The sequence below is a fragment of the Geobacillus thermocatenulatus genome, assembly GCF_002217655.1.
Classification (GTDB): Bacteria; Bacillota; Bacilli; order Bacillales; family Anoxybacillaceae; genus Geobacillus; species Geobacillus thermocatenulatus.
Window position 1 is genome coordinate 1,057,308 of the sequence record NZ_NEWK01000002.1, and the last position, 23,334, is coordinate 1,080,641.

The 23,334-nt window shown below is 45.9% G+C and carries 21 protein-coding genes and 2 pseudogenes; 7 read left to right on the forward strand and 16 right to left on the reverse strand.

Annotated elements, in window-relative coordinates; translation table 11 throughout:
• Nucleotides 1-312 (reverse strand): metal-sensing transcriptional repressor, encoded by a 312-nt coding sequence (locus tag B9L19_RS14220; RefSeq protein WP_025948613.1) that lies wholly within the window; start codon nt 310-312, stop codon nt 1-3.
• A gap of 137 nt (nt 313-449) precedes the next feature.
• Between B9L19_RS14220 and B9L19_RS14225 the strand changes: the two are divergent.
• Nucleotides 450-770, forward strand: a pseudogene (locus B9L19_RS14225) (urease accessory protein UreH domain-containing protein); the annotation flags it as partial.
• Between the two features lie 74 nt (nt 771-844).
• Here B9L19_RS14225 and B9L19_RS14230 read toward each other — a convergent pair.
• The 5 genes from B9L19_RS14230 to B9L19_RS14250 all read right to left on the reverse strand — a co-directional run bounded on the left by B9L19_RS14230 (nt 845) and on the right by B9L19_RS14250 (nt 5,699).
• On the reverse strand, nt 845-2,083 hold the full coding sequence (locus tag B9L19_RS14230) for a redoxin domain-containing protein (RefSeq protein WP_425268985.1): 1,239 nt from the start codon (nt 2,081-2,083) through the stop codon (nt 845-847).
• Between the two features lie 136 nt (nt 2,084-2,219).
• A complete protein-coding gene (locus tag B9L19_RS14235; protein WP_047753479.1) occupies nt 2,220-2,948 on the reverse strand; it encodes an urease accessory protein UreH domain-containing protein in 729 nt (242 codons plus the stop codon).
• Nucleotides 2,949-3,059: 111 nt separating this feature from the next.
• The gene (locus tag B9L19_RS14240) at nt 3,060-4,034 is read right to left on the reverse strand and encodes a F510_1955 family glycosylhydrolase (RefSeq protein ID WP_047753480.1); all 975 of its coding nucleotides are present in this window, start codon (nt 4,032-4,034) and stop codon (nt 3,060-3,062) included.
• Nucleotides 4,035-4,238: 204 nt separating this feature from the next.
• The gene (locus B9L19_RS14245; protein ID WP_047753481.1) at nt 4,239-4,739 is read right to left on the reverse strand and encodes a QcrA and Rieske domain-containing protein; all 501 of its coding nucleotides are present in this window, start codon (nt 4,737-4,739) and stop codon (nt 4,239-4,241) included.
• Between the two features lie 24 nt (nt 4,740-4,763).
• Entirely contained in the window at nt 4,764-5,699 is a 936-nt protein-coding gene (locus B9L19_RS14250; protein ID WP_089114007.1) for a cupredoxin domain-containing protein, read from the reverse strand.
• A 236-nt stretch (nt 5,700-5,935) separates the two neighbouring features.
• Here B9L19_RS14250 and B9L19_RS14255 point away from each other — a divergent pair, with 236 nt between their 5' ends.
• Nucleotides 5,936-6,901 carry a multicopper oxidase family protein gene (locus tag B9L19_RS14255; protein WP_047753482.1) on the forward strand — a complete coding sequence of 322 codons (966 nt, stop codon included), beginning with the start codon at nt 5,936-5,938 and terminating at the stop codon, nt 6,899-6,901.
• 204 nt (nt 6,902-7,105) lie between these two features.
• On the opposite strand, the gene B9L19_RS14260 is transcribed toward B9L19_RS14255, so the two are convergent.
• From B9L19_RS14260 to B9L19_RS14275, 4 genes are all read right to left on the reverse strand, one after another.
• A complete protein-coding gene (locus B9L19_RS14260) occupies nt 7,106-7,285 on the reverse strand; it encodes a YIEGIA domain-containing protein (RefSeq protein ID WP_047753483.1) in 180 nt (59 codons plus the stop codon).
• Between the two features lie 386 nt (nt 7,286-7,671).
• Nucleotides 7,672-8,214 (reverse strand): NADPH-dependent FMN reductase, encoded by a 543-nt coding sequence (locus B9L19_RS14265; protein WP_047753490.1) that lies wholly within the window; start codon nt 8,212-8,214, stop codon nt 7,672-7,674.
• A 136-nt stretch (nt 8,215-8,350) separates the two neighbouring features.
• Nucleotides 8,351-9,784: a glycoside hydrolase family 1 protein gene (locus B9L19_RS14270; RefSeq protein ID WP_047753484.1), complete on the reverse strand. Its 1,434-nt coding sequence runs from the start codon at nt 9,782-9,784 to the stop codon at nt 8,351-8,353.
• Between the two features lie 110 nt (nt 9,785-9,894).
• On the reverse strand, nt 9,895-10,665 hold the full coding sequence (locus B9L19_RS14275) for a DUF4405 domain-containing protein (protein ID WP_047753491.1): 771 nt from the start codon (nt 10,663-10,665) through the stop codon (nt 9,895-9,897).
• 376 nt (nt 10,666-11,041) lie between these two features.
• Here B9L19_RS14275 and B9L19_RS14280 point away from each other — a divergent pair, with 376 nt between their 5' ends.
• Nucleotides 11,042-11,956, forward strand: a complete 915-nt coding sequence (locus tag B9L19_RS14280) for a LysR family transcriptional regulator (protein WP_025948617.1) — start codon at nt 11,042-11,044, stop codon at nt 11,954-11,956.
• A gap of 48 nt (nt 11,957-12,004) precedes the next feature.
• On the opposite strand, the gene B9L19_RS14285 is transcribed toward B9L19_RS14280, so the two are convergent.
• Nucleotides 12,005-13,027: a YeiH family protein gene (locus B9L19_RS14285; RefSeq protein ID WP_047753485.1), complete on the reverse strand. Its 1,023-nt coding sequence runs from the start codon at nt 13,025-13,027 to the stop codon at nt 12,005-12,007.
• 611 nt (nt 13,028-13,638) lie between these two features.
• Here B9L19_RS14285 and B9L19_RS19845 point away from each other — a divergent pair.
• The 4 genes from B9L19_RS19845 (at nt 13,639) to B9L19_RS14305 (ending at nt 17,088) form a co-directional block, all read left to right on the forward strand.
• A complete protein-coding gene (locus B9L19_RS19845) occupies nt 13,639-13,980 on the forward strand; it encodes an SPFH domain-containing protein (protein WP_053004418.1) in 342 nt (113 codons plus the stop codon).
• 213 nt (nt 13,981-14,193) lie between these two features.
• The gene (locus B9L19_RS14295; RefSeq protein WP_053915507.1) at nt 14,194-14,790 is read left to right on the forward strand and encodes a nitroreductase family protein; all 597 of its coding nucleotides are present in this window, start codon (nt 14,194-14,196) and stop codon (nt 14,788-14,790) included.
• Between the two features lie 102 nt (nt 14,791-14,892).
• Nucleotides 14,893-15,147, forward strand: coding sequence for a GlsB/YeaQ/YmgE family stress response membrane protein (locus B9L19_RS14300; protein WP_047753493.1), 255 nt, complete (start codon nt 14,893-14,895; stop codon nt 15,145-15,147).
• A gap of 222 nt (nt 15,148-15,369) precedes the next feature.
• Nucleotides 15,370-17,088 (forward strand): methyl-accepting chemotaxis protein, encoded by a 1,719-nt coding sequence (locus B9L19_RS14305; RefSeq protein WP_053004414.1) that lies wholly within the window; start codon nt 15,370-15,372, stop codon nt 17,086-17,088.
• Between the two features lie 227 nt (nt 17,089-17,315).
• Here the strand turns inward: B9L19_RS14305 and B9L19_RS14310 are convergent, their stop codons facing one another.
• From B9L19_RS14310 to B9L19_RS14330, 5 genes and pseudogenes are all read right to left on the reverse strand, one after another.
• The gene (locus B9L19_RS14310; RefSeq protein WP_047753495.1) at nt 17,316-17,657 is read right to left on the reverse strand and encodes a hypothetical protein; all 342 of its coding nucleotides are present in this window, start codon (nt 17,655-17,657) and stop codon (nt 17,316-17,318) included.
• Nucleotides 17,658-17,704: 47 nt separating this feature from the next.
• On the reverse strand, nt 17,705-19,162 hold the full coding sequence (locus tag B9L19_RS14315; protein ID WP_047753496.1) for a restriction endonuclease subunit S: 1,458 nt from the start codon (nt 19,160-19,162) through the stop codon (nt 17,705-17,707).
• Nucleotides 19,159-20,598 (reverse strand): annotated as a pseudogene (locus tag B9L19_RS14320) (HsdM family class I SAM-dependent methyltransferase). The gene B9L19_RS14315 and the pseudogene B9L19_RS14320 overlap by 4 nt, the downstream one beginning before the upstream one ends.
• 353 nt (nt 20,599-20,951) lie before the next feature.
• The gene (gene fabF / locus B9L19_RS14325) at nt 20,952-22,190 is read right to left on the reverse strand and encodes a beta-ketoacyl-ACP synthase II (protein WP_047753518.1); all 1,239 of its coding nucleotides are present in this window, start codon (nt 22,188-22,190) and stop codon (nt 20,952-20,954) included.
• Nucleotides 22,191-22,231: 41 nt separating this feature from the next.
• Nucleotides 22,232-23,164: a beta-ketoacyl-ACP synthase III gene (locus B9L19_RS14330; RefSeq protein ID WP_025948680.1), complete on the reverse strand. Its 933-nt coding sequence runs from the start codon at nt 23,162-23,164 to the stop codon at nt 22,232-22,234.
• Between the last annotated feature and the right edge of the window lie 170 nt (nt 23,165-23,334).

Genomic DNA, 23,334 nt, shown 5'->3' on the forward strand with positions numbered 1-23,334 from the left:
TTACTTCGAAAATTGTTTCATCACATCCATCAATTCGCGAATCGATTCGTCTCCGCTCCCTTCACGGATCGCTTTCGCCACGCAATGGCTCACGTGGCGTTCAAGCAGCTGCAGCCCGACTTGGTTCAACGCCGCTCTGATCGCAGAAATTTGCACTAAAATATCGATGCAATACCGATTGTCCTCCACCATTTTTTGCACACCGCGCACTTGTCCTTCAATGCGCTTCAAGCGCTTGATGATGCTTTCGATTTCCTGTTCCGTTCGTGGAACCATTTTTTTATCCATATTATGATCTTCATAATGGTTCATCAAACATCACCTCTTTTCATTACATTATACCGGTAATGGGTATAAAACGCAACAGAGATACCTTATACAAATCATGTTCACCACAAAACCGTAATCAATACCTGTGCAGGAAAAAAACCGCTTTCCACAAAAAATTCACAATTTTAATTGGCATAGGATTCGCTGCGGGCTGGACTCCCTGCACAGGTCCAATTCTTGTATCAGTGATCGCGTTGGCGGCTACCAAACCGAGTGCAGCCATGTTATATACGTTCGCCTATGTATTAGGGTTTGCCGCACCTTTTTTCATCATGTCGTTTTTTATCGGCAAGTTAAATTGGATAAAAAATATAACACTGTCATCGTCAGAGTCGGGGGAACTCTGATGGTTATCATGGGAATTATGCTGTTTCTTGATTGGATGACAAAGATTATCATCTCTTTTTACCGATTTGTTTGGAGGATTCACAGGTTTTTAATATCAAAAATATCCTACTGAGTGGATAGTCACAATTCCTGTCACTTCCACTCAGCAGGAACCATCATTTACCTTTTATTGAATTCCTGAAATCATGCGATCCATCGTTTCATAAGACATAGGACCTATATATTTATTTCTGATAACTCCATTTTTATCAATGATATACGAGGTAGGAATCGTTATTGCGCCATATAGATTTCCAATGTCTCCTTGCTCATCAAGCACAACTTTAAATGTCACTCCCTTATTTTTCACAAAATCGCTCACCGCATTAGAACCTCTTTCGCTATTCGTTAAGTTGACTGCCAAAATTTCTACATTGTTATTTTTATTGTTTTCGTAGAACTTTTGCATTTCCGGCATTTCAGCTCTGCAAGGCGGACACCAAGTAGCCCAAAAATTCAATATCACCGTTTTTCCACGCAAATCAGACAATTGTATGTTGTCGCCTGTAATTGAACGCAATTCAAAATCTGGGGCAATTTCTCCTTTATTCGTACCGATTTTTCCTGAATCCAATGAAGTAGATAGAACCGATTTTGATTTAACCTTTCCCACTTCATGTTGACTGTTAAAAATAGAAGATACAGCAATACTTACCACCATCACACCTAAAGCCAGTTGATTAGCCTTCCTTCCCCGTCCTTTATTCCTCTCCTCAAGAACTTCTTCTCTTTCTCGCCTCTCTAACCAATATGAAATACATATAAAAACGATAACGAGAGATCCATACAACCATACTTCTTTTGATACGATTCCTGTATTTACAAAATATTTTTTATACAGGGCTAGTTCGAATTGAATGAGATGGAACCATATAAGAAGTTGCAATAAAGTTTTTTGAGCTTTGACTCGTGATGCTACTATAAAAAAACAAATCGCTGCTATTGCTTGCAAAATGATGAAATAATTCTGGGAATTTTCCATTACTCGGATCCATGCAAAGGTGCTAAAATAGCCAAAATATGCTGGAACCATTGCCCGCGTATAAGAAACCACAGGAATATTCTGCTTTTTTACATATAACCAAGTATAGACCGTGATAAAAACAATCGCCATACTAATGCCAACATATCCCCCGTTAAAATAAAGGATTGTCATCGGATTTTGTAAAACTGAATTTGGATGTAAAACGACATAACTAAATTTCCAAATGAGTACACCGTTAATAAAACTGTTCAAAATTAAATCCATGATGTTTCGTTCTATTTTTAATACTTTAATACCATAATAAAACACGACATAACTTATCAATAAGCCGCTGATCAGCAAAAGATTTTCGCCCTGAACGACTATATTGCCGAATTGCAATATCCATTCCCCCAAAATTCATATTTCTATCGGTATTAGAAAGGATTCTTCGTTGCGACGAAAAAATACAACTATAACTACATCACCCTAACCATCTTGAAACGTTCTTCCAAACATTGTTATTGCATCATCTTCTTTAAAACCAATAAGTGATGGTATCTAACACGCCAAGCAATACCATCACAATTCCAGCGGTTTGCTGAATGAGCTTCCCTACCCGTCTTCCTTTTTTCATGACAGCACCGCTCAATCCTAAGTACCAAAGGATGAGGATGAAGAAAATAACCGGTACAGAAGTTCCGACGGCAAAGACGCTCGGCAACAACACTCCATAAGACGTTGAGTATACGAGAGGCATTAGAGTAACAAAAAATAGAACAAACATCGTTGGACAAAAAGCCAACGAAAAGCCAAATCCCATGAAAAACGAACCGATTTTTCCTTTTCTCCATCTCTCCGGCACTCTGAACAACGTGACATTCCAATACATTTTAAAAAGCCCTAACAAATACAAGCCTACGAGAACAAGAATCGGACCAATCAGCTTTCTTAACCATGGAAAGTATAGTGTCAGTGTACTTTGAATCTCCTTCCCCATCAGCCAGACGATCAAGCCTAACCCGGAAAAAGCGATGATCTTTCCGAAAATAAATAAAAGCAGTTCTTTCCAAGCGATCCCCCTTTGCAGAGATTGGTTGCTGTACAACGTGATCGCTCCCAAGTTGCTAGTCAGTTGGCACGGAGCCATCGCTCCGACTATGCCAAGAAGAAACGCTGACAAAACAGGAAGCGCTGTTGTGCTGTTGGCCATATTCAGAAACGGCTGGCTTAGCAGGCTGCTGATTTGGCTTAGGAATGAATACACTCTTCTTCTCACCCTCTCCATCCGTTACTTATATTGTAGCAGTGAATTTTGCAAAAATTGTGGAGCGATATATTTTTAGGCAAACAAAAAGACATGCACCCGCATGTCTTTTTATATTTTTCCTTCCGATGCTAGTTTTATCCAGCTCGAACCGTTATTTTTTGTCATGAAAATATCCCCGTTCATCGTAGCGATCACTATTTCGTTGTCATTTGCTGGATTAGAGGTGATATACATAATATAATCTTTTTCATCCAACACAGGAACGGAAAGAACTTCCTCTTGTTTTGTGTCTAATGATTGTTTGATTAGGATAGACTTATTGTTCTCTACAGCTGCAAATAAAATGGATTTTTCTTGGAACGCAAACGTCGTCGTATTGATTTTTCGAGTGAACCGTTCAAACGTATTCCCATTATCTCTTGAAACAAAAATTCCTTCAGATGTACTAATTCCAACCATATTTTCGTCCGTTGGGTGGGCAGCGATCGTTCCTGCTGCCGTTTGCGGCAGGCCGTTCAATTGACTTTGCGACCACGTTTTGCCGTCGTCTTTACTGTAAAACACCCCTTGTCCGAGCGTTTCATTTTCTTCTTGATTCACCACATAGATGGTATGGCTTTTATAACCAACGGTCATATAATGGAAATCGGACTGTTTATAAAATCCTAAATTCATCAATGTTTGTCCATTATCAAAACTTTTCACAAGACCAAGCGGATTTCCCAACGATGAACCTTCTTCCGGATGACCTGATGAATAAAAGCCGTCGTCCGTAGCTGAAAAGCCCATATAATCGTGTTTATTCGAAATCGTTTCATACCACTTATTGTCTTGGTAAACGAGCAACCCTTCATGAGTAGCGAAGTAAACCGCATTTTGATCGCCTGCATAACCAACTCCATGCAAATGTTCGATCTTTCCCTCCTTTTTTTCTCGAAAGAAAGGATTGTTGTCAACAGATACGTTTGATTTTGCTTGTTCTTTGCTTGTAATAAAGCTCTGCTCTTTTTCGTTGGACGATGAACAGGCGCTTAGAAGAAAAAGAGCGGATGTCATGATGATGGCTTTCTTCATGTTTGTCATGGATGTTCATTCCCCTTTATACACAGTGTAAATCGTTGCATATTTTTATATTTTACCGGATCAATTTGCAGAATGTATGGATTTCAATAAACTGTAACGATTTGAAGATATTTTATTGCTATTGTGAAATTCATCACAGCAACCTCCCTCTTTTGCCCATATCATGTCGGTAGACTCAACCTAAAGCAAGCGGAAAACTAATTTTTATTTTTCTCTTTTTCTCGGGCTCAATACGGCAATATACACATTGCCATCTTGAACATAAGCCTCAAATATATCCAACGGCCTTGGCGGCGGCCCTCCTACATTGACGCCGTATTCGTCATATTGCCCCGCGTGGCACGGACATAAAAAGCGGATGCCTGCTTTCTGCATGTTCTCCTCAGCATCTCCAACGGTACACCCTAGATGGGTGCAAATCGGGGACATAATGAGTAAGGAACCATCTTCATTTTTGTTAATGTAGACAAACCCTTCCCTTTCCTGTTTGGTCCATGCATCTTTTATGGTGACTTTATACGGCACCTTTTTGGGGAATTCTCCTTTTTCTAATTCGCTTAGAGGACCGAGATTAGCCATTGAACTTGTATTGACCGTTTTCTTATCGTTGCTGCAAGCAGCCAGTCCTGCAGGCGATACCGAAACAGCCAGCAGTCCAGCCGCCCCCTTTAACGACCTGCTAAGAAACTCTCGTCGATTCAACATAAGAGATCTCGGCAGCCAATCATCTTATGAAACTCTCGCAAATCCAACCATACCAGATTCTTTATGCCCTGGAACCGTACAATAAAATCGAAACACACCGCTTTCGATTGGTATGAACGTCACCTCGGCTGTTTTCCCCGGCAAGGAATGAACATGAACACCCGCATTTTCTGCATGGTTTCCATGGTCATTCTGCTGTAACAAAATCTTCATATTTTCGAATTCGATATCGTGTTCCATTTGACCGCTATTTTTCAGAATTAAGGTAACAGGCTGTCCTACAGTCAGTTGCAAACTCTCAGGAAAGTAATAAAATTCAGTCGCTTCAACCACTACCTTTTTCCCCTTTGTTTCGATGCTTAACGGAGATGCAGTTTGGTTGTGGTCCTCCATAAAATGGTTCATAGGCGGATTCGTTATCGGAAGATTAGAAGATCGAGAAAATTCATTGTATAAATGGTTATACAAATAGAAAAACAACGGAAGAACGATTGCTAACCATAGCGGATTATGGAATAGTTTATTGATCAAAAACACACGGTTAAACCCCGTTTCTTGTTGAAGCATGTATAGAACAATACAAGCCATTCCAACAAATAGAACAAGCATGATGTGAACCGTAGAATCCCGATATTCAGGCGCAATCATTTCTCCTAACATCGCTCCCATCATGCCGCCCATGACTCCTGATAAAACACCGTCGATGATGGCCATGATGCTAATCGGCATCCCGGCTAAAAATCCAGCTAAAAACCCGAAAGCCATTCCTAAAATGGTTGACAAAAAGAGATTGCCGTTGTAAGAAATCCCAGCCAGCAGGCCGCCTGTCAGCCCAGCCAACATTCCTAACGCCATCGCCGCCATCATTCCAGCCATGCATGTGATTTTCTTCCTTTTGATAAAGATGAAAGCAATCACAATGAAAGACAAAACCGCCGCGATCCCCCCAGTGAATAACATCGGCAACGGATGATCCCTCCTGCAAATGTTTATTTGTACACATATATGTGTGCAAATAACAGGTTAGTCCATGTCAGTGAACATACCGGCTGAGCTTGAACGAAAACAGAGAGCGTGTCATCCGATTACAGCTTTTTGTATTTACACCTGCATGTATTCTGTTCATAAAACGACTATCCACACATGCCGCAGCATATGATGAAATTGTGATACCTTCTCTAAAGGGGGAAGATGGAATGCATGGTTACTTGCCAGGAAATCCTCAAACGCCTATTATCACGCCCAATGTAAAAGATGCGCCATTTCGGGTTCTCAAAAACGGGGTAAAACAATTTCACTTGCGGGCGGAACCGGTCGTGCATGAGTTGGTAAACGGAATTAAAATCCGCGGGTATGGATACAACGGAAGTATTCCCGGGCCGACGATTCTTGTCAATCAAGGGGACTATGTTCAAATTACAGTCGAAAACCGTTTGCCAGAAGCGACATCCGTCCATTGGCACGGATTAATTGTTTCCAACCGAATGGACGGCGTACCCGGCCCTGGGGGCAGCCCAATTATCCAACCGGGAGAAAGTTTTACGTATGAATTTCGCATCCAACAGTCAGGAACGTTTATGTACCACAGCCATGTCCATGATGCAAAACAAGAGTTAATGGGATTAGCAGGCATGCTTATTTCGCGCGGCATATACGAAGAACCTGTGGACCGCGATTATGTTCTGTTGCTTCAAGAGTGGGCTGTGCAGATGGAGATGCATCAGCAAACTAGCAGCCATCCAATGAATGATCATCCTTCCAAACAATCGGCTTCAAATATATATGACATCGATCCAATGTCAATGATGTTTAATTTTTTCACAATTAACGGCAAAGCCTATCCTGATACCGCTCCTTTATTTGTCCGATATGGCGAACGCGTCCGTATTCGCCTTGGCAATTTAAGTATGGATTCTCATCCGATGCATTTTCACGGGCATGATTTTATTGTCACCGCGGTTGACGGAAATCCGATTCCTATGATGGCAAGATTAAAACGAAACACGATTAATGTAGCGCCAGGAGAAACATGGAACATCGAATTTTTGGCCAACAACCCGGGAAATTGGGTCTTTCACTGTCATAAACCTCACCATACAACGAACGCACATGCAATGGGGGGAATGGGCGGCATGCTTACGGTGATTCGCTACGCCAAATAAACGGTCATTCAAGAAAAACGGCACTGCCGCCGTTTTTCTCCGCTCTATTTTTGACGCCCAGTTTAATTACTAAAATCTTCCGGAAGCCTGGTGATTTAGTACAAAATACTGCTATCTCCATCTGTTTCTCAATTAGATAAAACTTGTGGAATCAGCCTTCTTTTTTTAGCACAATGCCGTTGATTTGCTCGTGACAGCTGTTTTTCACCGGCCTTCTAAGGAAGAAGCAACAAAACCTGTTACAAGATGAATGAAATAACCATTCGGATAGCTCGGATATTGTCGGAAATCTTCCTTAATCGTCAACAAACGGGCTAAAGTCCCTAACACAACGGCTGTCGCGATCATGGCAATATGTTCGGCGGAAATCAACTCTTCATTCATATGCCTACCCCTTCAAGAAATGCTGGATATATTCAGAATTTCATGATACAGCTTCACACATTTTTCTATAATGAGTATGCTTCGTTCGCCGTCATGTCGGTGATGGGGATGATCGTCTTTTCGTCCCGAATCAATTGTCCTTTTTCAAACGAAAACCGCCTAAGCTTTGATATCATCATTCAGTGTAGGCATTCTTCTCAAATGTTAAACATTTGATTTTGCCCACTACTCCAAAGGTGCAATATGTCCTCAAAACAAAGAGTACACACATTCTAAAAAATAAGATACAGTACTAACGCCAAAAAAGGGGCTGACCCAAAATGCGAGTGCGTTTTGGATCAACCCTTTGTTTCGCACAATCTATGAAGGCAAGAAGTCCGTCGCCATTAGCGCCCGACCCATTCGATAAACCGCCCGATCACTTGATCCAAAAATTCCACCGTCGCAGCATCAACGAGATTTCCCGCTTCGTCGAATTTTTGGCTTGCAACATTCACCAGCACCTCGTTCCCGGCCGGCGGCAACACTTTCGCAGCCAGCCCCGGGCTTTGCAAGATTTGGCGCAAATGAAGCTGGGCTCGGATTGTTCCCATCATCCCTGTCGATACTCCGGCAATCATCACGGGTTTATTGACCAACACTTTGTCCACACGCGACAGCCAGTCTAACGCGTTTTTCAGCACGCCGGGAACGGACCAATTGTACTCCGGTGTCACGATCAAAACCCCGTCCGCATTGGCTACTTGCCGCTTGAATGCCGCCACGACTTCGGGCGGATTGAGCTCATCGTCTTGATTGTAATGCGGCAAAGCGCCGATATCGGCAATGTCCAATTGAAATTTGTCTTTGTACCGTTCCCTCATCCACTCCGCTAATTTCCGGTTATATGAGTCTTTTCGCAAGCTTCCGACAAGAGCCACAATGTTCATCATTTTCGTCCTCCTTCAAATGGGATTGATGGTCAATTTCCCCCGCAGCGCAAGGCGAGCACGCATTCCCTTACTATTTTGCCGTTCGCTTCCAGCAGCTGCCTTTTGCTTCAAATTCCCCTTGCGGTCATTCCCATTATAACTCTTCCCCGTTCGTCGCGATGACGTTTTGATACCAATCAAACGACTTTTTCTTTCTCCGCTCGAGCGTGCCGCTGCCGTCATCGTGTTTATCGACGTAAATCAAGCCGTACCGTTTTGAAAACTCGCCGGTCGAGGCGCTCACGAGGTCAATGCAGCCCCATACAAGATAGCCAAGCAAGTCGACGCCATCGGCGATCGCTTCACTCGCTGCTTCAATATGACGGCGCAAATAGTCAATGCGGTAATCATCGTGAATCGAGCCGTCTTCTTCCACTTTGTCATGCGCCCCAAGCCCGTTTTCCACAATAAAAAGCGGTACGTGATACCGATCGTACAACCGGTTTAAAATGATGCGCAGCCCTATAGGATCGATCTCCCAGCCCCAATCGCTCGCTTTCAGGAATGGATTTTTCACTCCATCAAAAACATTGCCAAAAATCCGCTCATCATCCGTTTTATCTTTTTTCTGCGTCACGGACATATAGTAGCTTAAGCCAATGTAGTCGACCGTATGCTTCTTGATCAGTTCCAAATCCCCGTCGCGAATATCGAGTTTCACCCCGCGCTCGTCGAACACGCGTTTCATAAAGGATGGATACTCGCCGCGCACTTGAACGTCGGCGCAAAAGAAATTCAACAGCCGCTCCTCTTCAAGTGCATGCATGACGTTTTCTGGATTGCAGTCGTACGGGTACACCGGGGCGGCGAGAATCATGCAGCCGATTTTTGCGTCCGGAATGATCTCGCGGCACGCTTTCACCGCCAAGCTGCTGGCGACAAATTGATGATGGAACGCTTGAAACAACTCTTGATATTTCGTCTCTTCGCTTTCCGGCACAAACCCCATGCTCATAAGCGGAAAATGGAGCGCGCCGTTTATTTCGTTAAAGGTCAGCCAATATTTCACTTTATCTTTATAACGCTGGAAAATCACCTTGGCGTAACATTCAAACAACGTTACCAGTTCGCGGCTCCGCCAGCCACCGTATTCTTTGGCCAAATGGAGCGGCATTTCATAATGGGAAATCGTCACCACCGGCTCAATCCCGTATTTATGCAGCTCATCGAACACCCGATCGTAGAAGGCCAATCCTTCTTCATTCGGCTCAAGCTCGGTGCCGCTCGGGAAAATGCGCGTCCAGGCGATCGATAGGCGGAACGCTTTAAACCCCATCTCGGCAAACAAGGCAATGTCCTCTTTATACCGATGGTAAAAGTCGATCGCTTCATGGTTTGGGTAATTATATTTTTCTTTGTCGATTTCAAAGGTAAAACCTGGTTCTTTCAATAATTTTAGTCGTTCTTTCCCGCCGGGAAGAACATCCGCAATACTCAAGCCTTTATTTCCTTCATTCCATCCACCTTCAATTTGATTGGCAGCCGTCGCCCCTCCCCATAAAAATCCTTCTGGAAACTTTTTATTCATCGGTTTATTCCTCCTTCTCTATATGTGCATAATAAACAAGGAGAGCACCCCCCAGTGCTCCCCCTCATTAGTTTACCAAAAATAACTTTGCTAGCCTAGCAATAGAAAGTTTACACACTCGCTTCCTTTGCACGTTTATTTTTCAACATTCGTTTTTCAAGATAGTAAGTAGGGATGATGACCGCGGCCCAAATGACAAAGTAGGTAAGTAGGGCGAGCAGCGGGTTGTTGCTTCCCCGTTCTTTACGGAATTTTCCGTCCCGTATCTCTCCGTCCGGCGGCGTTGGCATTGTTCCAGTCGTTTCTTCATCAAATGATGGGGCGTTTTGTTCAGCAAATTTCGGTTTGAAATCCCCTTCGCTGGGCTTGACGTTTAATGAAATCCAATACATTCCGCCGGCTAAGACAGCAAGCGACAGCACAGCAGAGGCAATAACGCCCTTTCTCCATTTTCCTTCTTTCGATTTAAACGCCTTTTTACAAGTACTCATAATCCATTGCCAATGTACGCCAATATGAAGACCTACTAATGCGAGCGTCATATTGGCGGAAAGGTCGTGAATCCCGCGAACAAAGTGGTTGCCTTCGATGGCAAGATTCGGAAAAACGACTCGGGAAATCAAAATTCCGGATACAATGACCGTTGTCATCGAAATAAGCAGCAAGATGTTTAATAAAAAACTGAACCGTGTTTTTCGCGGGAGTTCCAGAGCAAAAATTTTTTTCGTCGTGTTGACCACCCAGCGATAATTCAACCCGATATGAATAAGAATAGCTACTGCTATTACTAAACCGGCCATTTCATGAAACGGCAACCCGTTGAACACCCTTGGATTCATTAACAACACAAACGTAATCGCCATGAACAAGTCGAGCACCATTTTCACATAATTCTTTCTCAATCTGCTTCCCCCTTACATCGAAATGACTGCTGCATAATGTCAAGAATGTAATCGATTTATTACTTTACTGGGGGAAGGTGAAATTTAGGTGAAATACGAAAAACCTGAATCCGTGACAAATTCATTTGGATCATGACTTGACAGGCATCTCATATAACCTGTCTGCCTTTCAGTTGTAGTTGGTGGAACGGCTCTTTGCGAGAGAAGAGGGGGATTTTCATGCCCGGGTGGAGGACAAAAGTTGCCCATGGATCTTTTCCTTGAATCACCGAAAAACAGAAGATGAATGGATTGGCGTTAACCGAAACCCATGATAAACTAAGCGTATATTCAAACAAAGTTTGGAGGGACAACCTTGGATCAGTTGCTATACGTGTTCGTCAAAGTGGTGGAAAAAGGAAACTTCACAAAAGCAGCTGAGGAGCTGCATATGACACAGCCTGCTGTCAGCCAGCATATCCAAACCCTAGAGCGATTATTCGATACGAAACTTCTGGACAGGACAAACAAGTACGTCAAATTGAATAAAGCCGGCGAAATTGTGTATCACTATGCGAAAGAAATACTCGGACTGTATACACGCATGAATCAACTGGTTGATGATTTACTGAATCGAGCCGGCGGGGAGCTGTCTATTGGGGCCAGCTACACGTATGGCGAGTATGTTCTTCCACAGATGATCGCAAAATTGCATCAACACTATCCACTAATCAAACCAACGATCACCATCGGGAACTCGAATGAAATTGTCGAAATGGTAAGCAGCCATCAACTGGATGTAGGGATCATCGAAATGGATATCGAAACAAAAAATGTATATATTGAACCATTTGCCAAAGATCAAATGGTTGTCGTTGCTTCTGTTCATCATCCGTATGCCCAAAAAGAGAGCGTACAGATGGATGACCTCCGCAACGCCACATGGATCGTTCGTGAAACAGGATCTGGAACAAGAAAAGCAACGGACGAATTTTTTCTCAAACACAACTTCTTTCCGTCTTCAATCATGGAATTCGGCAGTACACAGCTCATTAAAGAAGCGGTAGAAGCTGGTTTGGGGCTGACATTTCTCTCTCTCTGGACGATCAAAAAAGAACTTTCATTTGGCACGTTAACAATCATCCCGATCGATGATGAACCATTTTTTCGCCACTTTTCTCTCGTGACATCGAAAACTCCGTTTTATACAAAAGCCATGGAGGTGTTTTTAACCATCGTACGTACTCACCAACCTTCCATCATCCATTCACCACACCCCCCATCTCCCTAATAAAAAGACGCCCGGCAGCGTTTGCGGGCCGTCTTTTTCCCTTGAACGTTAAGCGATAAAAAAAGAGAAAAAAGACAACAGAAGAGACACAATACACATGGCAAGAAGAGGACGCCATCCGTTTGTCCGCCATTTTCGCAAATCCACATTCAATCCAAGGCCGACCATTGCCGCCGCCAAAAGAAATGAGGTGAAGGAAGAGATATAACGTAAGACGTTTTGAGAAACAGGAATGGCGTTTCCAAGCACATAACTGCCAAGCAAACTCATCATGATAAATCCAAGCAAAAACCAAGGAAATTCTACTTTCGTTTCTCCCTCCTCCTGGCCATCGTCTTTTTTTCTTCTCCAATACATGAGGACAAAACTGAGCGGCACAAGCCAAAGTACTCTTCCTAACTTTGCCAGCAACGCCATAGCCAATGCATCCTGCCCAGCTGGAGCGCCCGCTAACGCGACGTGGGCAATTTCATGCAAGCTCATCCCACTCCAAATGCCGTAATGGAAAGACGAAATGGGCAAAACAGGACGAATCAGTGTATACGCGATCGAGAACACCGTGCCGACAAGTGCAATCATTCCAACTGAGATGGCCGTTTCCTCGTCGTTCGATTTTAAAATGGGAGAAACGGCGGCAATCGCGGCCGCCCCGCATACCCCTGTTCCAATGCCCAGCAATAAGGATAAAGAAGGACTTGCTTTCAACATGTTTCCAACCCAAATCGTCATAAGAATGGCAAACACAATGACCGCCGCATCGCGAATGACAAGCCCCCATCCTTGATGAATCAAAACATCCATATTCAGCTTTAGACCAAATAACATGATGGCCAATCGCAACAAATATTTCGAGACAAATTGGATGCCCGGCCGAATCGCTTCTGGATAGCCAAACAGCTGCCGATACATCACAGCAAGCAAAATGGCACAAGCGAGCGGACCAACATGATCTAATCCAGGTAGGAAGGCCAATTCCATTCCAATAGCGGCCGTCAAAAACGTAAAGGCCACTCCCCCTAACCAAAAACGTTTCCCCTGTTCATGGGCAGTCGAATATGGCCAAACAGCCATCTTTCGCTTCTCCACTCTAATCCCCCCTATTGGTATCACATAACTGTTTTTATCATATGCCCCTTCTGTCAATAAGTAAAATAAAAGTTTATTATTTTTATAATAAGCAATAACTTATTATAAATTCCTAAAAGTGATAAACGAGAAACAAATACTTTGATTAACGAAGAGGCAGGTCCGCCCGTTCCCTCAAAACGCCTTCACAATCATTGACATGAACTTTCCAACCTCACCCACGACGCTGCAATCAATCAAATGAAAACGGAGAAAAAGCTTGTTCAAAACGCAGTTTTCTTTCCCCACTCCACGTTGTATAATCAAAAAAGAGGAGGTGAACAAGCATGGAGCGCGATACGGTTGTGAAAGAAGTGGTCGAGGCGCTGAAAATATTTTCCCGCGACATCCGCACCCAAATTGACGAAATGGGAAGTCAGCTGAGAGCGGAAATCCAAGACACCGCCAACCAGTTGAGAGCAGAAATCCAAGAAACGACTAACCAACTGAGAACGGAAATCCAAGAAACGGCCAACCAACTGAGAGCGGAAATGCAAGAAACGGCCAACCAACTGAGAGCGGAAATGCAAGAAACGGCCAACCAACTGAGAGCGGAAATGCAAGAAACGGCCAACCAACTGAGAGCGGAAATGCAAGAAACGGCCAACCAACTGAGAGCGGAAATGCAAGAAACGGCCAACCAGCTGAGAGCGGAAATGCAAGAAACGGCCAACCAGCTGAGAGCGGAAATGCAAGAAACGGCCAACCAGCTGAGAGCGGAGATGCAGCAATTTCGCGCCGAGGTGAACGAGCGGTTCGACCGACTCGAACAAAAATTCGCTGGCTTGCGCGTGGAGCTGACCGAAACGCAAGAAACCGTCCATTTCCTCGCGTCCAAAACCATCCAGCACGAGAAAAAACTCCACCATTTGGCCAAGCAGCTTGAATCCATTCGCTAGTTTTCCTTCATCCGAAAGCCGCGTTTGACTGCGAGTCAAGCGCGGCTTTCATGTTAATGTAGAAACCTAATCCCTCTTTCAGAGAACGCTGTTTTTCCTCGCCGCACAACGGCGCTGTTTCGACCAAATCCATGGAATTTGAACAGAAAATCATGTATAATGATTATGATGATGATAATTATTATCAACAAAAAAAAGAGGAGGACATCTTCCATGAATCCATCGTTTCCCGAAACGGTACAATACGCAGGCATTGCGAAAACGATTCGTGAGCGGCGCTCCATCAAAAAAGGATACAAACCCGATCCCGTTCCGGTTGAGCTTATCACCGAACTGCTGAATGAGGCCGTTTGGGCGCCCAACCACGGCCTTCGCGAACCGTGGCGATTTCTATTCGTCCCCACAGAGCAGAAAGAACATTTTATCGAGACCGTCGCATCAGCATTTTCTGGAGAAGAGCAAGAAAAAACCCGCCGCCGCCTCGAACAAGCCAAGGCCTTTCTCATCGTCATCATGAGAGAAGATCCGCGCCAAAAACAATGGGAAGAAAACTTCGCGGCCGTGAGCGCACTGATCCAAAACTTCCAACTGCTCGCTTGGGAACGTCAGCTTGGGGTTGTGTGGAAAACCAATCCGCACATTTACGACCCAAAAGTGCGGGAACGGCTCGGCGTCCGACCAGGGGAAAAAATTGTCGGCTTTTTGCATCTCGGCTTCTTCGATCCCGATCAAATCCCCCCTGCCCGGCCGCGCACGAGGGCGGAAGAGAAAATGACCATTTATGGGGACAATTCTCCAAAAGCAGAATAGCCCCTCTTACATAAACACCTTTATGTGCATAAATATCAATCCTTTTGACATACAATATCAATACGGAAGGAATCTTCATCATTCTTTAAGGGGGAATCATCCATGTCCTTTTTATGGAGCTTAATTGTTGGGGGCGTCATCGGTTGGCTGGGAGGTCTTCTTACAGGTCGAGACATTCCAGGAGGAATCATTGGCAACATTATTGCTGGGTTTATCGGCGCTTGGCTTGGGACGAAGCTGTTCGGCAATTGGGGGCCCACCATCGGTGGATTTGACATCATCCCCGCGCTGATCGGTTCCGTTATCCTCATTTTGCTTGCAAGTTTTGTTATTCGTATGTTGCATAAAGCCAAGTGATTTTCCTGCATCAACCACCAGATCTCGTTCGAATATGATAAAGGTGAAAGGTTTCGTTTCTCACCATTACTACCGAAAAGCCGGGCGGAAGTGGCTCGGCTTTTAAACATTTAAGATACACGAATAGAACCCCAATTAGGAACAATACACTATTTATGAATTCCTCTTTTGTTACTATAATAATGGATATGTTTGACAAAGAATAGAGAGGGGGAGCGCTCATTGAAAACGTTGAAGCTAGGAACAAAAATCAATATTTTGATTTTTTGCATCATTATTCTATTAACCATTGTTTTGACGGCTGCTGCCATCATCCAAATCAAAAAAGGAATCCAAAAAGAAACGCTTGAAAGAGTCAAATCCAGTCTTTCCTTGGCCTATCACTATCTTGGCGAAAAATATGAAGGGAGTTGGGCTGTCAAAAACGGAGAGCTTTATAAAGGAAGCGAGAAAATCAATGGCAACAATCAACTCGTTGACGAAATCGGAAACCTAACGGGCGGAACGGCCACGATCTTTCAAAATGAAACACGGGTTGCCACCAACATTATCGTGAACAATCGACGGGCTGTTGGCACAACCGCGCCTCCAGAAGTGGTGGAACAAGTGTTAAAGAAAGGGAACACCTTCTTCCGTGAAGTGAATATTTTGCATCAATGGTATCAAGCTGCATATATGCCGATCAAAAACGATCGCGGAGAAATTATCGGGATGTTTTATGTGGGGATTCCCCAAACATATGTGGACACAGCCGTGTCTTCCCTTTTGAAAACATTGATCCTTTCTGCCGTCATCATACTCGTGATGGCATCAGCAGCCGCAATATGGTTCTCGCGTCGCATCCATGCTCGATTGGCCGCCGTCTCCAGCGCCCTCCAGCGAGCAGGGAATGGAGACTTTACGGTTGCCATCAATGACCAAACTTGTGATGAAATTGGACAAATTGTCGAAAGCTATAACAAAATGAAAGACGATCTTTCTCAAATGCTGACCCGAGTCGCGGATGCATCAGAGCAAGTCGCCGCGGCTGCAGAGGAACTGACAGCGAGCGCGGAGCAAACAGCCTTGTCAACGGAACAAGTTTCTGTCGGCATCCAAGAAGTCGCCAGCAGAGCGGACAGCCAAAGCAGCCAAACCGATGAAATCGCCGCCGCCATGGAGCAAATGACGCAGGGCGTCTCGCAAATCGCGGAGCGCACGACAGCCATCGCCCACTTGTCCGTCCATATGACAAACTTAGCCGTAGACGGGAAAACATCTGTAGAAAAAAATGCCGAGCAGATGCAGGACATTCATCAAGCCGTGCTCCGGTCAGAACAACTGATTCACACGTTGCAGGAACGGTCAAAAGAAATCGAAGCGGTCGTCCACACGATTCATCAAATCGCGGAGCAGACGAATCTCCTTTCCTTAAACGCCGCCATAGAAGCGGCGAGAGCAGGAGAACATGGGGCGGGATTTGCCGTCGTGGCCGATGAAGTGAGAAAATTGGCCGAACAAACGCAAGCAGCGACAAAACAAATTACCCATTTGTTGTCCAGTATCCATCAAGATGTAGAGAACACATCAACGAGCATGGAAGATGTGATGCAAAATGTTCAAGACGGCATCGATGCTTCACAAGAAACAGCAGAGAAATTCAACACAATTTTAGCAAACTCGAAAACAATCTCAGCCCAATTGGAAGACGTATCAGCATCCGTACAGCAGCTTTCAGCAGGCATACAAGAACTGGATTCAGCCGTTGCTGAACTAGCCGCTACAGCCGAAAAGACGATGGAGACGTCCAAAACAATGGCCCATTCCGCCGAAGAGCAACTCGCTTCCATGGAAGAGATTGCGTCAGCAGCCGCTTCATTGGCGAATGTATCAGAAACGTTGCAAGAAATGGTGCAAAAGTTTACGATTGCACCAAAACACTCGCTTGATTCAAACGGGTAAAACAAAAAATGTATATGTTTTACATTCACCCTTTTTCTTTCTAAAATAAGCCATTTTTGATCATTCTGATTCAAACGGGTTCAACAGTGGCAGGGCAGACAAAATGCCTCTCATCCTTTGAGACAGAAAGGTTGGGAGGCATTTCAACCCACCCCATGGTGATTTAGGGGCAATGTTTAAAGAAGGCTTCATCCCCAAATCTGTAAAGCACTGCGCTTATTTGACCGTCAGTTTGGTTCATGAACAACTGAAATCGTTCTGCGTTCTTCCACAATCCTCCGCAACTCTTCAATAGATAAATTCCCCCGATGCAACATCGCATGGCAATTTGGACAGACCGGGTGTTTTCGAACAATGCGTTTTCCCAATCTTCCTATTTGAGCATTGAAAGGAGAATGACTCGCTTTGTTTAAAACCCGCGCTAACTCTTTCCCCGATGCACGGCAATCAGGAAAATAATATAATGTTCGAATCAACTCCACATCCTCTTCATAGAAAACGCTTCGATCGTTTAGCATGGACAGCCATTGATCCGCTGATATCGCCAACGGCTCGTCATAAATTTTCATCGCCATCCCCCACAATGCAAAATCATGATTCGATCAAGCGAACAGCGTCACCGCTGTCCGCTTGACGAGAGCAACGCTTCTTTGACCAACTCCATCGCGTGTCCATCGTTCGGGTCATTCGTCCCCAACTCGCCGCGGAAGGCTTTTTGGAGAACGGATTGTTTTAATAAATCGAGCTTTTCCTCCACTGCCAAAACGAGTTGTTTTTCGTTCTCTAATTTTTCTAATAAGTTGTCGAGTTTCTCGGCGATGCGTTTTTGTTCGTTTAGGGGAGGCAGTGGAAAAGCGATTGCTTCTAACGAGCTTTTTCTAATTGATGGCACTGCAGTAGCTTGAGAATATTTGTAAAAATCTTCTTTAAGAGACCAGTATAATAAAAGTTTATTGTCAAGTATATTCTCATTCGATTTAAACCCCATTAAGTTGTTATCAATACATGCTGGCTTCGGAACTAAACCGCGTCTATTCAGTCTTATAGCTTCTCCAATTTTAGCAAACAGAATAGTGTCTTTTGGAACTTTTTTTGCTTTTAACTTGACTCTTATTTCTTCAGAAATAGTATTTTCTTCACTGTAAATATAGTAATTAGAATCAGTATCTTTAAGATTCCCTACCTTATAAAACGGGATTTCTAAATCATTATATCCTTGATACTGATTCGGAAATGCTGAACCACTAAAAAAATCAACCAAATGTTTTAAACGAACCCACACCCAATTCCCCGGCACCTCATAAGGCCATTGTTCTTTCGGGATGACGTCTTTTTCACTTAGATCATCAGATGTTTCCAATATACTTTTCTCGCTCGGGTCATTTGTCCCTAATTGCCCTTTAAACGCCTTCTCCAACATGACCGCCCGCCGCTGTTCGATCGACTCCTTCACTTCTTCAATCAGCCGCTTTGCTTCGTCGATTTTCGCAAACAGCCGCTCAATTTTATCGGCGATGCGTTTTTGTTCGTTTAGGGGAGGCAAGGCGATCGGATACTCCTCTAAGAAAAACTTCGGGACGCGTTGCTGGCCTACTGCACCGGCCATTACATTTTTCGCTTGCTTTCGAAACCGTTCAGACCGAACTAGATAATAGATATAACGATTATCAACCGTTTTAGGAGTTCGAATGACATAAAATTCTGTAGAACCGAAACCAAATCCATTTAATAACCCTTCGGTAATGACGCTATTGCCGTTTTCCATACAAGGGGTGATTTTTGCAAATAATACATCGTTTTCTTCAAAATACGTGTACCCCTTTTTAACAGAACGAAAAGGTCGTTCCTCCAAATAAGAAATCTTTCCATCTACCGGATCAACCGCACTCATTGGGAGAAAACTGCAAATATGATCATCACTATACGCCAGTTTAGGCTTAGGTGGATTAATCTTCACGATACGCCCCAACCTCACCCACACCCAATTCCCCGGCACTTCGTACGGCTGCTCGTCTTTGGGCACGAGCGCTTCTTCGAGCAGCTGTTCCATCGATTTTGGTTTGGCCTTGCTCATCGTTCTGACACCTCGAGTCGTTCAGCGACGTGGAGCATTTCAGTTTTGGCCGGTTCGTAGCGGGTCGGGTGTTCGGCCGCTTTCAGTTCGGCAATGACTTCATTGAGCAGCGAGATGGCGAGCTCTAATTTCTCCACCGCTTCTTCAGCCGAGTCGATCGGGTCGGGCAAGTTGTCGTACACGGACAGCGATTCGTCGGCGATGAGACCGATGTCGAGGCTGTCGCCTTTTTTGGCGATGTCGTCGCGGGTGAAGACGTTCCACCGTTCATCGTCGACTTGATGGCGGTCTTCGGCGGTGTAGGCTTTCATAAATCCGGCGAAATGGTCTTTCGTCAACGGATTGCGCTTGCCAAACGACGGCATGTTCGTGCGAAGATCGTACACCCATACTTCTTTCGTGTTGCCCGTGTCTGTTTCCCCGCGGGTGAAGAACAAGACGTTCGTTTTCACCCCTTGGGCGTAGAAAATGCCGGTCGGCAAGCGCAAGATCGTATGGACGTTGCATTTGTCCATCAAGTCGCGGCGGATGTCGGCGCCGACGCCGCCTTCAAACAGCACGTTGTCGGGCACAACGACCGCGGCGCGCGCCTTGCCGTTTGGTCTGAGCGCCCGGTAAATGTGCTGGAGGAAGTTCAGCTGCTTGTTTGACGTCATAAACGTAAAGTCGGTCCGTGTCGCCCGTTCCCCGCCTTTTTTTGTGCCAAACGGCGGGTTTGTCAAAATGACGTCATACCCTTTCAGCTATTCGCCAAGGGGAGAGAGCGTGTCGCCAAGCAAAATGTCGCCGTGCACATCATGCAAGAGGGCGTTCATGACCGCGAGGCGGTGCGTGTCGCGGACGAGCTCGACCCCGGAGAACGCTTCATATTTCTGGAACCGAATTTCTTCTTCCGATAAATCAAAATGGTCGTCCGTTTTCGCCCGGACGTGGCGGCTGGCGGCGATCATAAAGCCGAACGTCCCCGCCGCCGGGTCGTGGCAGCGCTCGCCGGGCTTCGGGTCAACGAGTTCGACGATGACGTCAATCAGCACGCGGGGGGTGAAATATTGCCCCGCGCCTGATTTCAATTCGCTCGCGTTTTTCTCGAGCAGCCCTTCGTACAAGGCGCCGAGCCCTTCTTCTTTCGCGTTGTACCAGTCAAGCGCGTCGATGGTGCGGATGATTTTTTCCAAGTTTTTCGGCTCACGGATGTTGGACGTCGCGTCGGTGTAAATTTGCCTTAACAGTTCGTTCTCTTCCTGCCCAAGCGCCATGAGCAGCTGTTGGTAATACGTTTTCAGCTCGATTCCATCCTTTTTGGCGAGCACGTCCCAACGGTATGGCTCGGGGATGATGTATTCTTGCCCGGTTTCTTTCATCATTTTCAAAAACACCTGAATCCGTGATAAAGACGCGTTCAAAGCTGCCAAGAAAACTGGATCAATCAACAAAATATTGCACTCGGGGTTCTTCACCTAATAGGTGAACATTCGAAATGGAGTCGAAGTCTCGACACGATTGGGTTTCCCAGCATTTTTGATGCACTTCTGTCACATCAAAACCCAGTTAATGACATCAGACAAGACTGGGCTTCTTAAGTATTGCCTTTTTTCGGATCATCGGACAATCGAATTTCCAATTTCGATGATTTTTCACCTTGACATATTACCGCAGGACTTTTCTCTTACATTATGTCGGCAGGGAAAAGACGGTGAATCAAACAAAAAAGAGAGCCTGACGCTGAACCGAACCCGCCGCCAGTCACGAGTTTTCGGCTCTGCTCAACCAAGGCTCTCCTTTTCATCCATTACGTATATTTTTGAAAAATCAATGTCGCATTATGGCCGCCAAATCCAAATGAGTTGCTTAAGACCGCACGCACGTCTTGCCTGCGCGCTTCATTCGGCACATAATCGAGGTCGCATTCCGGATCCGGCGTTTCGTAGTTGATCGTCGGCGGAATGATGCCGTCGCGGATCGCCAGCACGGAGAAAATGGCTTCCACCGCACCGGTCGCCCCGAGCAAATGCCCGGTCATCGACTTCGTCGAGCTGACAGCGAGCTTATAGGCGTGATCGCCGAATACTTCTTTGATCGCCGCCGTCTCATACTTATCATTGTACTCGGTGCTCGTGCCGTGGGCGTTGATGTAATCAATGTCCTCCGGCTTCAAGCCGGCGTCTTGAAGCGCCTGGCGCATCGCCCGCACGCCGCCTTCGCCGCCCGGCGCCGGCGCGGTGATATGGTACGCATCGGCGGTCGCGCCGTAACCGACAATTTCGGCGTAAATCTTCGCGCCGCGGCGCAGCGCGTGCTCCAATTCCTCCAAAACAACGATGCCTGCTCCCTCACCCATGACGAAACCGTCGCGGTTTTTGTCAAATGGGCGGCTGGCTGTTTTTGGATCTGGATTGGTTGAGAGAGCCGTATTGGCGCAAAAACCAGCGAACGACATTTTCGTAATCGGCGCTTCCGTCCCGCCGGTGATCATGACATCGGCGTCGCCGCGCTGAATGACTTTAAACGCATCACCGATCGAGTTTGCCCCGGTCGCACAAGCGGTCACCGTGCACGAATTGATCCCTTTCGCGCCAAGGATGATCGATACTTGCCCAGCCGCCATATCCGGGATCATCATCGGCACGAAAAACGGGCTCACTCGGCGATAACCGCGTTGCTGGAAAATCTCAAACTGCTGTTCAAACGTCTCCATGCCGCCGATGCCAGAACCAATCCAGACGCCGACCCGTTCAGCGTTGCTTTCATGAATGTCGAGATTGGCATCTTTGACCGCCATGAGCGCCGCCGCGACGGCGAATTGAGTAAATCGGTCCATCTTCCGCGCCTCGCGACGGTCGATAAACAGCGACGGATCGAAGTCTTTCACTTCCGCCGCCACTTTTGCCGGAAAGTCGTCCGGATTGACGCGGGTGACAATGTCGATGCCAGACTGCCCGGCGATGATGTTTTTCCACGTCGTTTCTGCGTCATTCCCAAGCGGGGTGACGGCGCCTATGCCTGTCACGACGACTCGTCTTTTTTCCATCGTTTCCGTCTCTCCTTTTATTTCGGATAATATACGTGCCGTTAACGGCCCCAGCGCAAGGTGATCGCGCCCCACGTCAGCCCGCCGCCGAACCCGACCATGACGATGAGATCATCGTCACCGATTTTACCCGCTTCCAGCTCTTCTACAAGCGAAATCGGAATAGATGCGGCCGACGTGTTGCCATATCGGCGGATCGTCGTCGATATTTTCTCTTCCGGCAGCTCGAGCCGCTGTCTGGCCGCTTCGACGATGCGAATGTTCGCTTGATGAGGAATGAGAAAGTCGACATCCTCTTTCGTGAGCCCGGCTTTTTCAAGCACACGCACGCTTGATTCTCCCATTTGCCGGACGGCGAACTTGAATACTTCACGGCCGTTCATCACGATATATTCGTCTTTGTATAAATGTTTTCCTCCTGTTCCGTCAGCTCCCAACTCGAAAGATAAAATGCCGCGCCCGGGCGACACCGGACCCATGACGACCGCCCCGGCTCCGTCGCCGAACAGCACCGCCGTGTTGCGGTCGGTCCAATCGGTGATTTTCGATAGTTTGTCTGCCCCCACTACTAATATATACTTGTAGGCGCCTGTGTCAATAAATTGGGCGGCCGTGACCATCCCGTACATAAATCCTGCGCAGGCAGCGCTAATATCAAGCGCAGCGGCGTTAACGGCGCCAAGCCGCTCTTGCAGCATGCAAGCGACCGACGGAAACGGACGGTCCGGGGTGACGGTGGCAACTAAAATGAGATCAATGTCCTTCGCCTCCATGCCAGCGTCTTGAAGCGCCCTTTTGGCGGCAAAATACGCCATATCGGACGTATCAATGTCATCCGCGGCGATGCGGCGCTCCTCGATCCCGGTGCGCGTTCGGATCCATTCATCCGATGTATCCATCATGTTTTCCAAATCAAAGTTGGTCAACACTTTCTCCGGCACATAGCGGCCGACCCCGATAATCCCTGCTCCCATATGGTCCATCTCCTCTTTCCCAAAATGGCGAAAAAATGCTCAAGCTGGCAACCAAACTTGAATGTACAATCAGTCTACATCACCAATTATTATTACTTGGTACTAATTTTAGCCGAAAGAGCGTGGATGCGCAATAGAAAACGAAAATGGAACGAGCGCTTTCCGTTCCC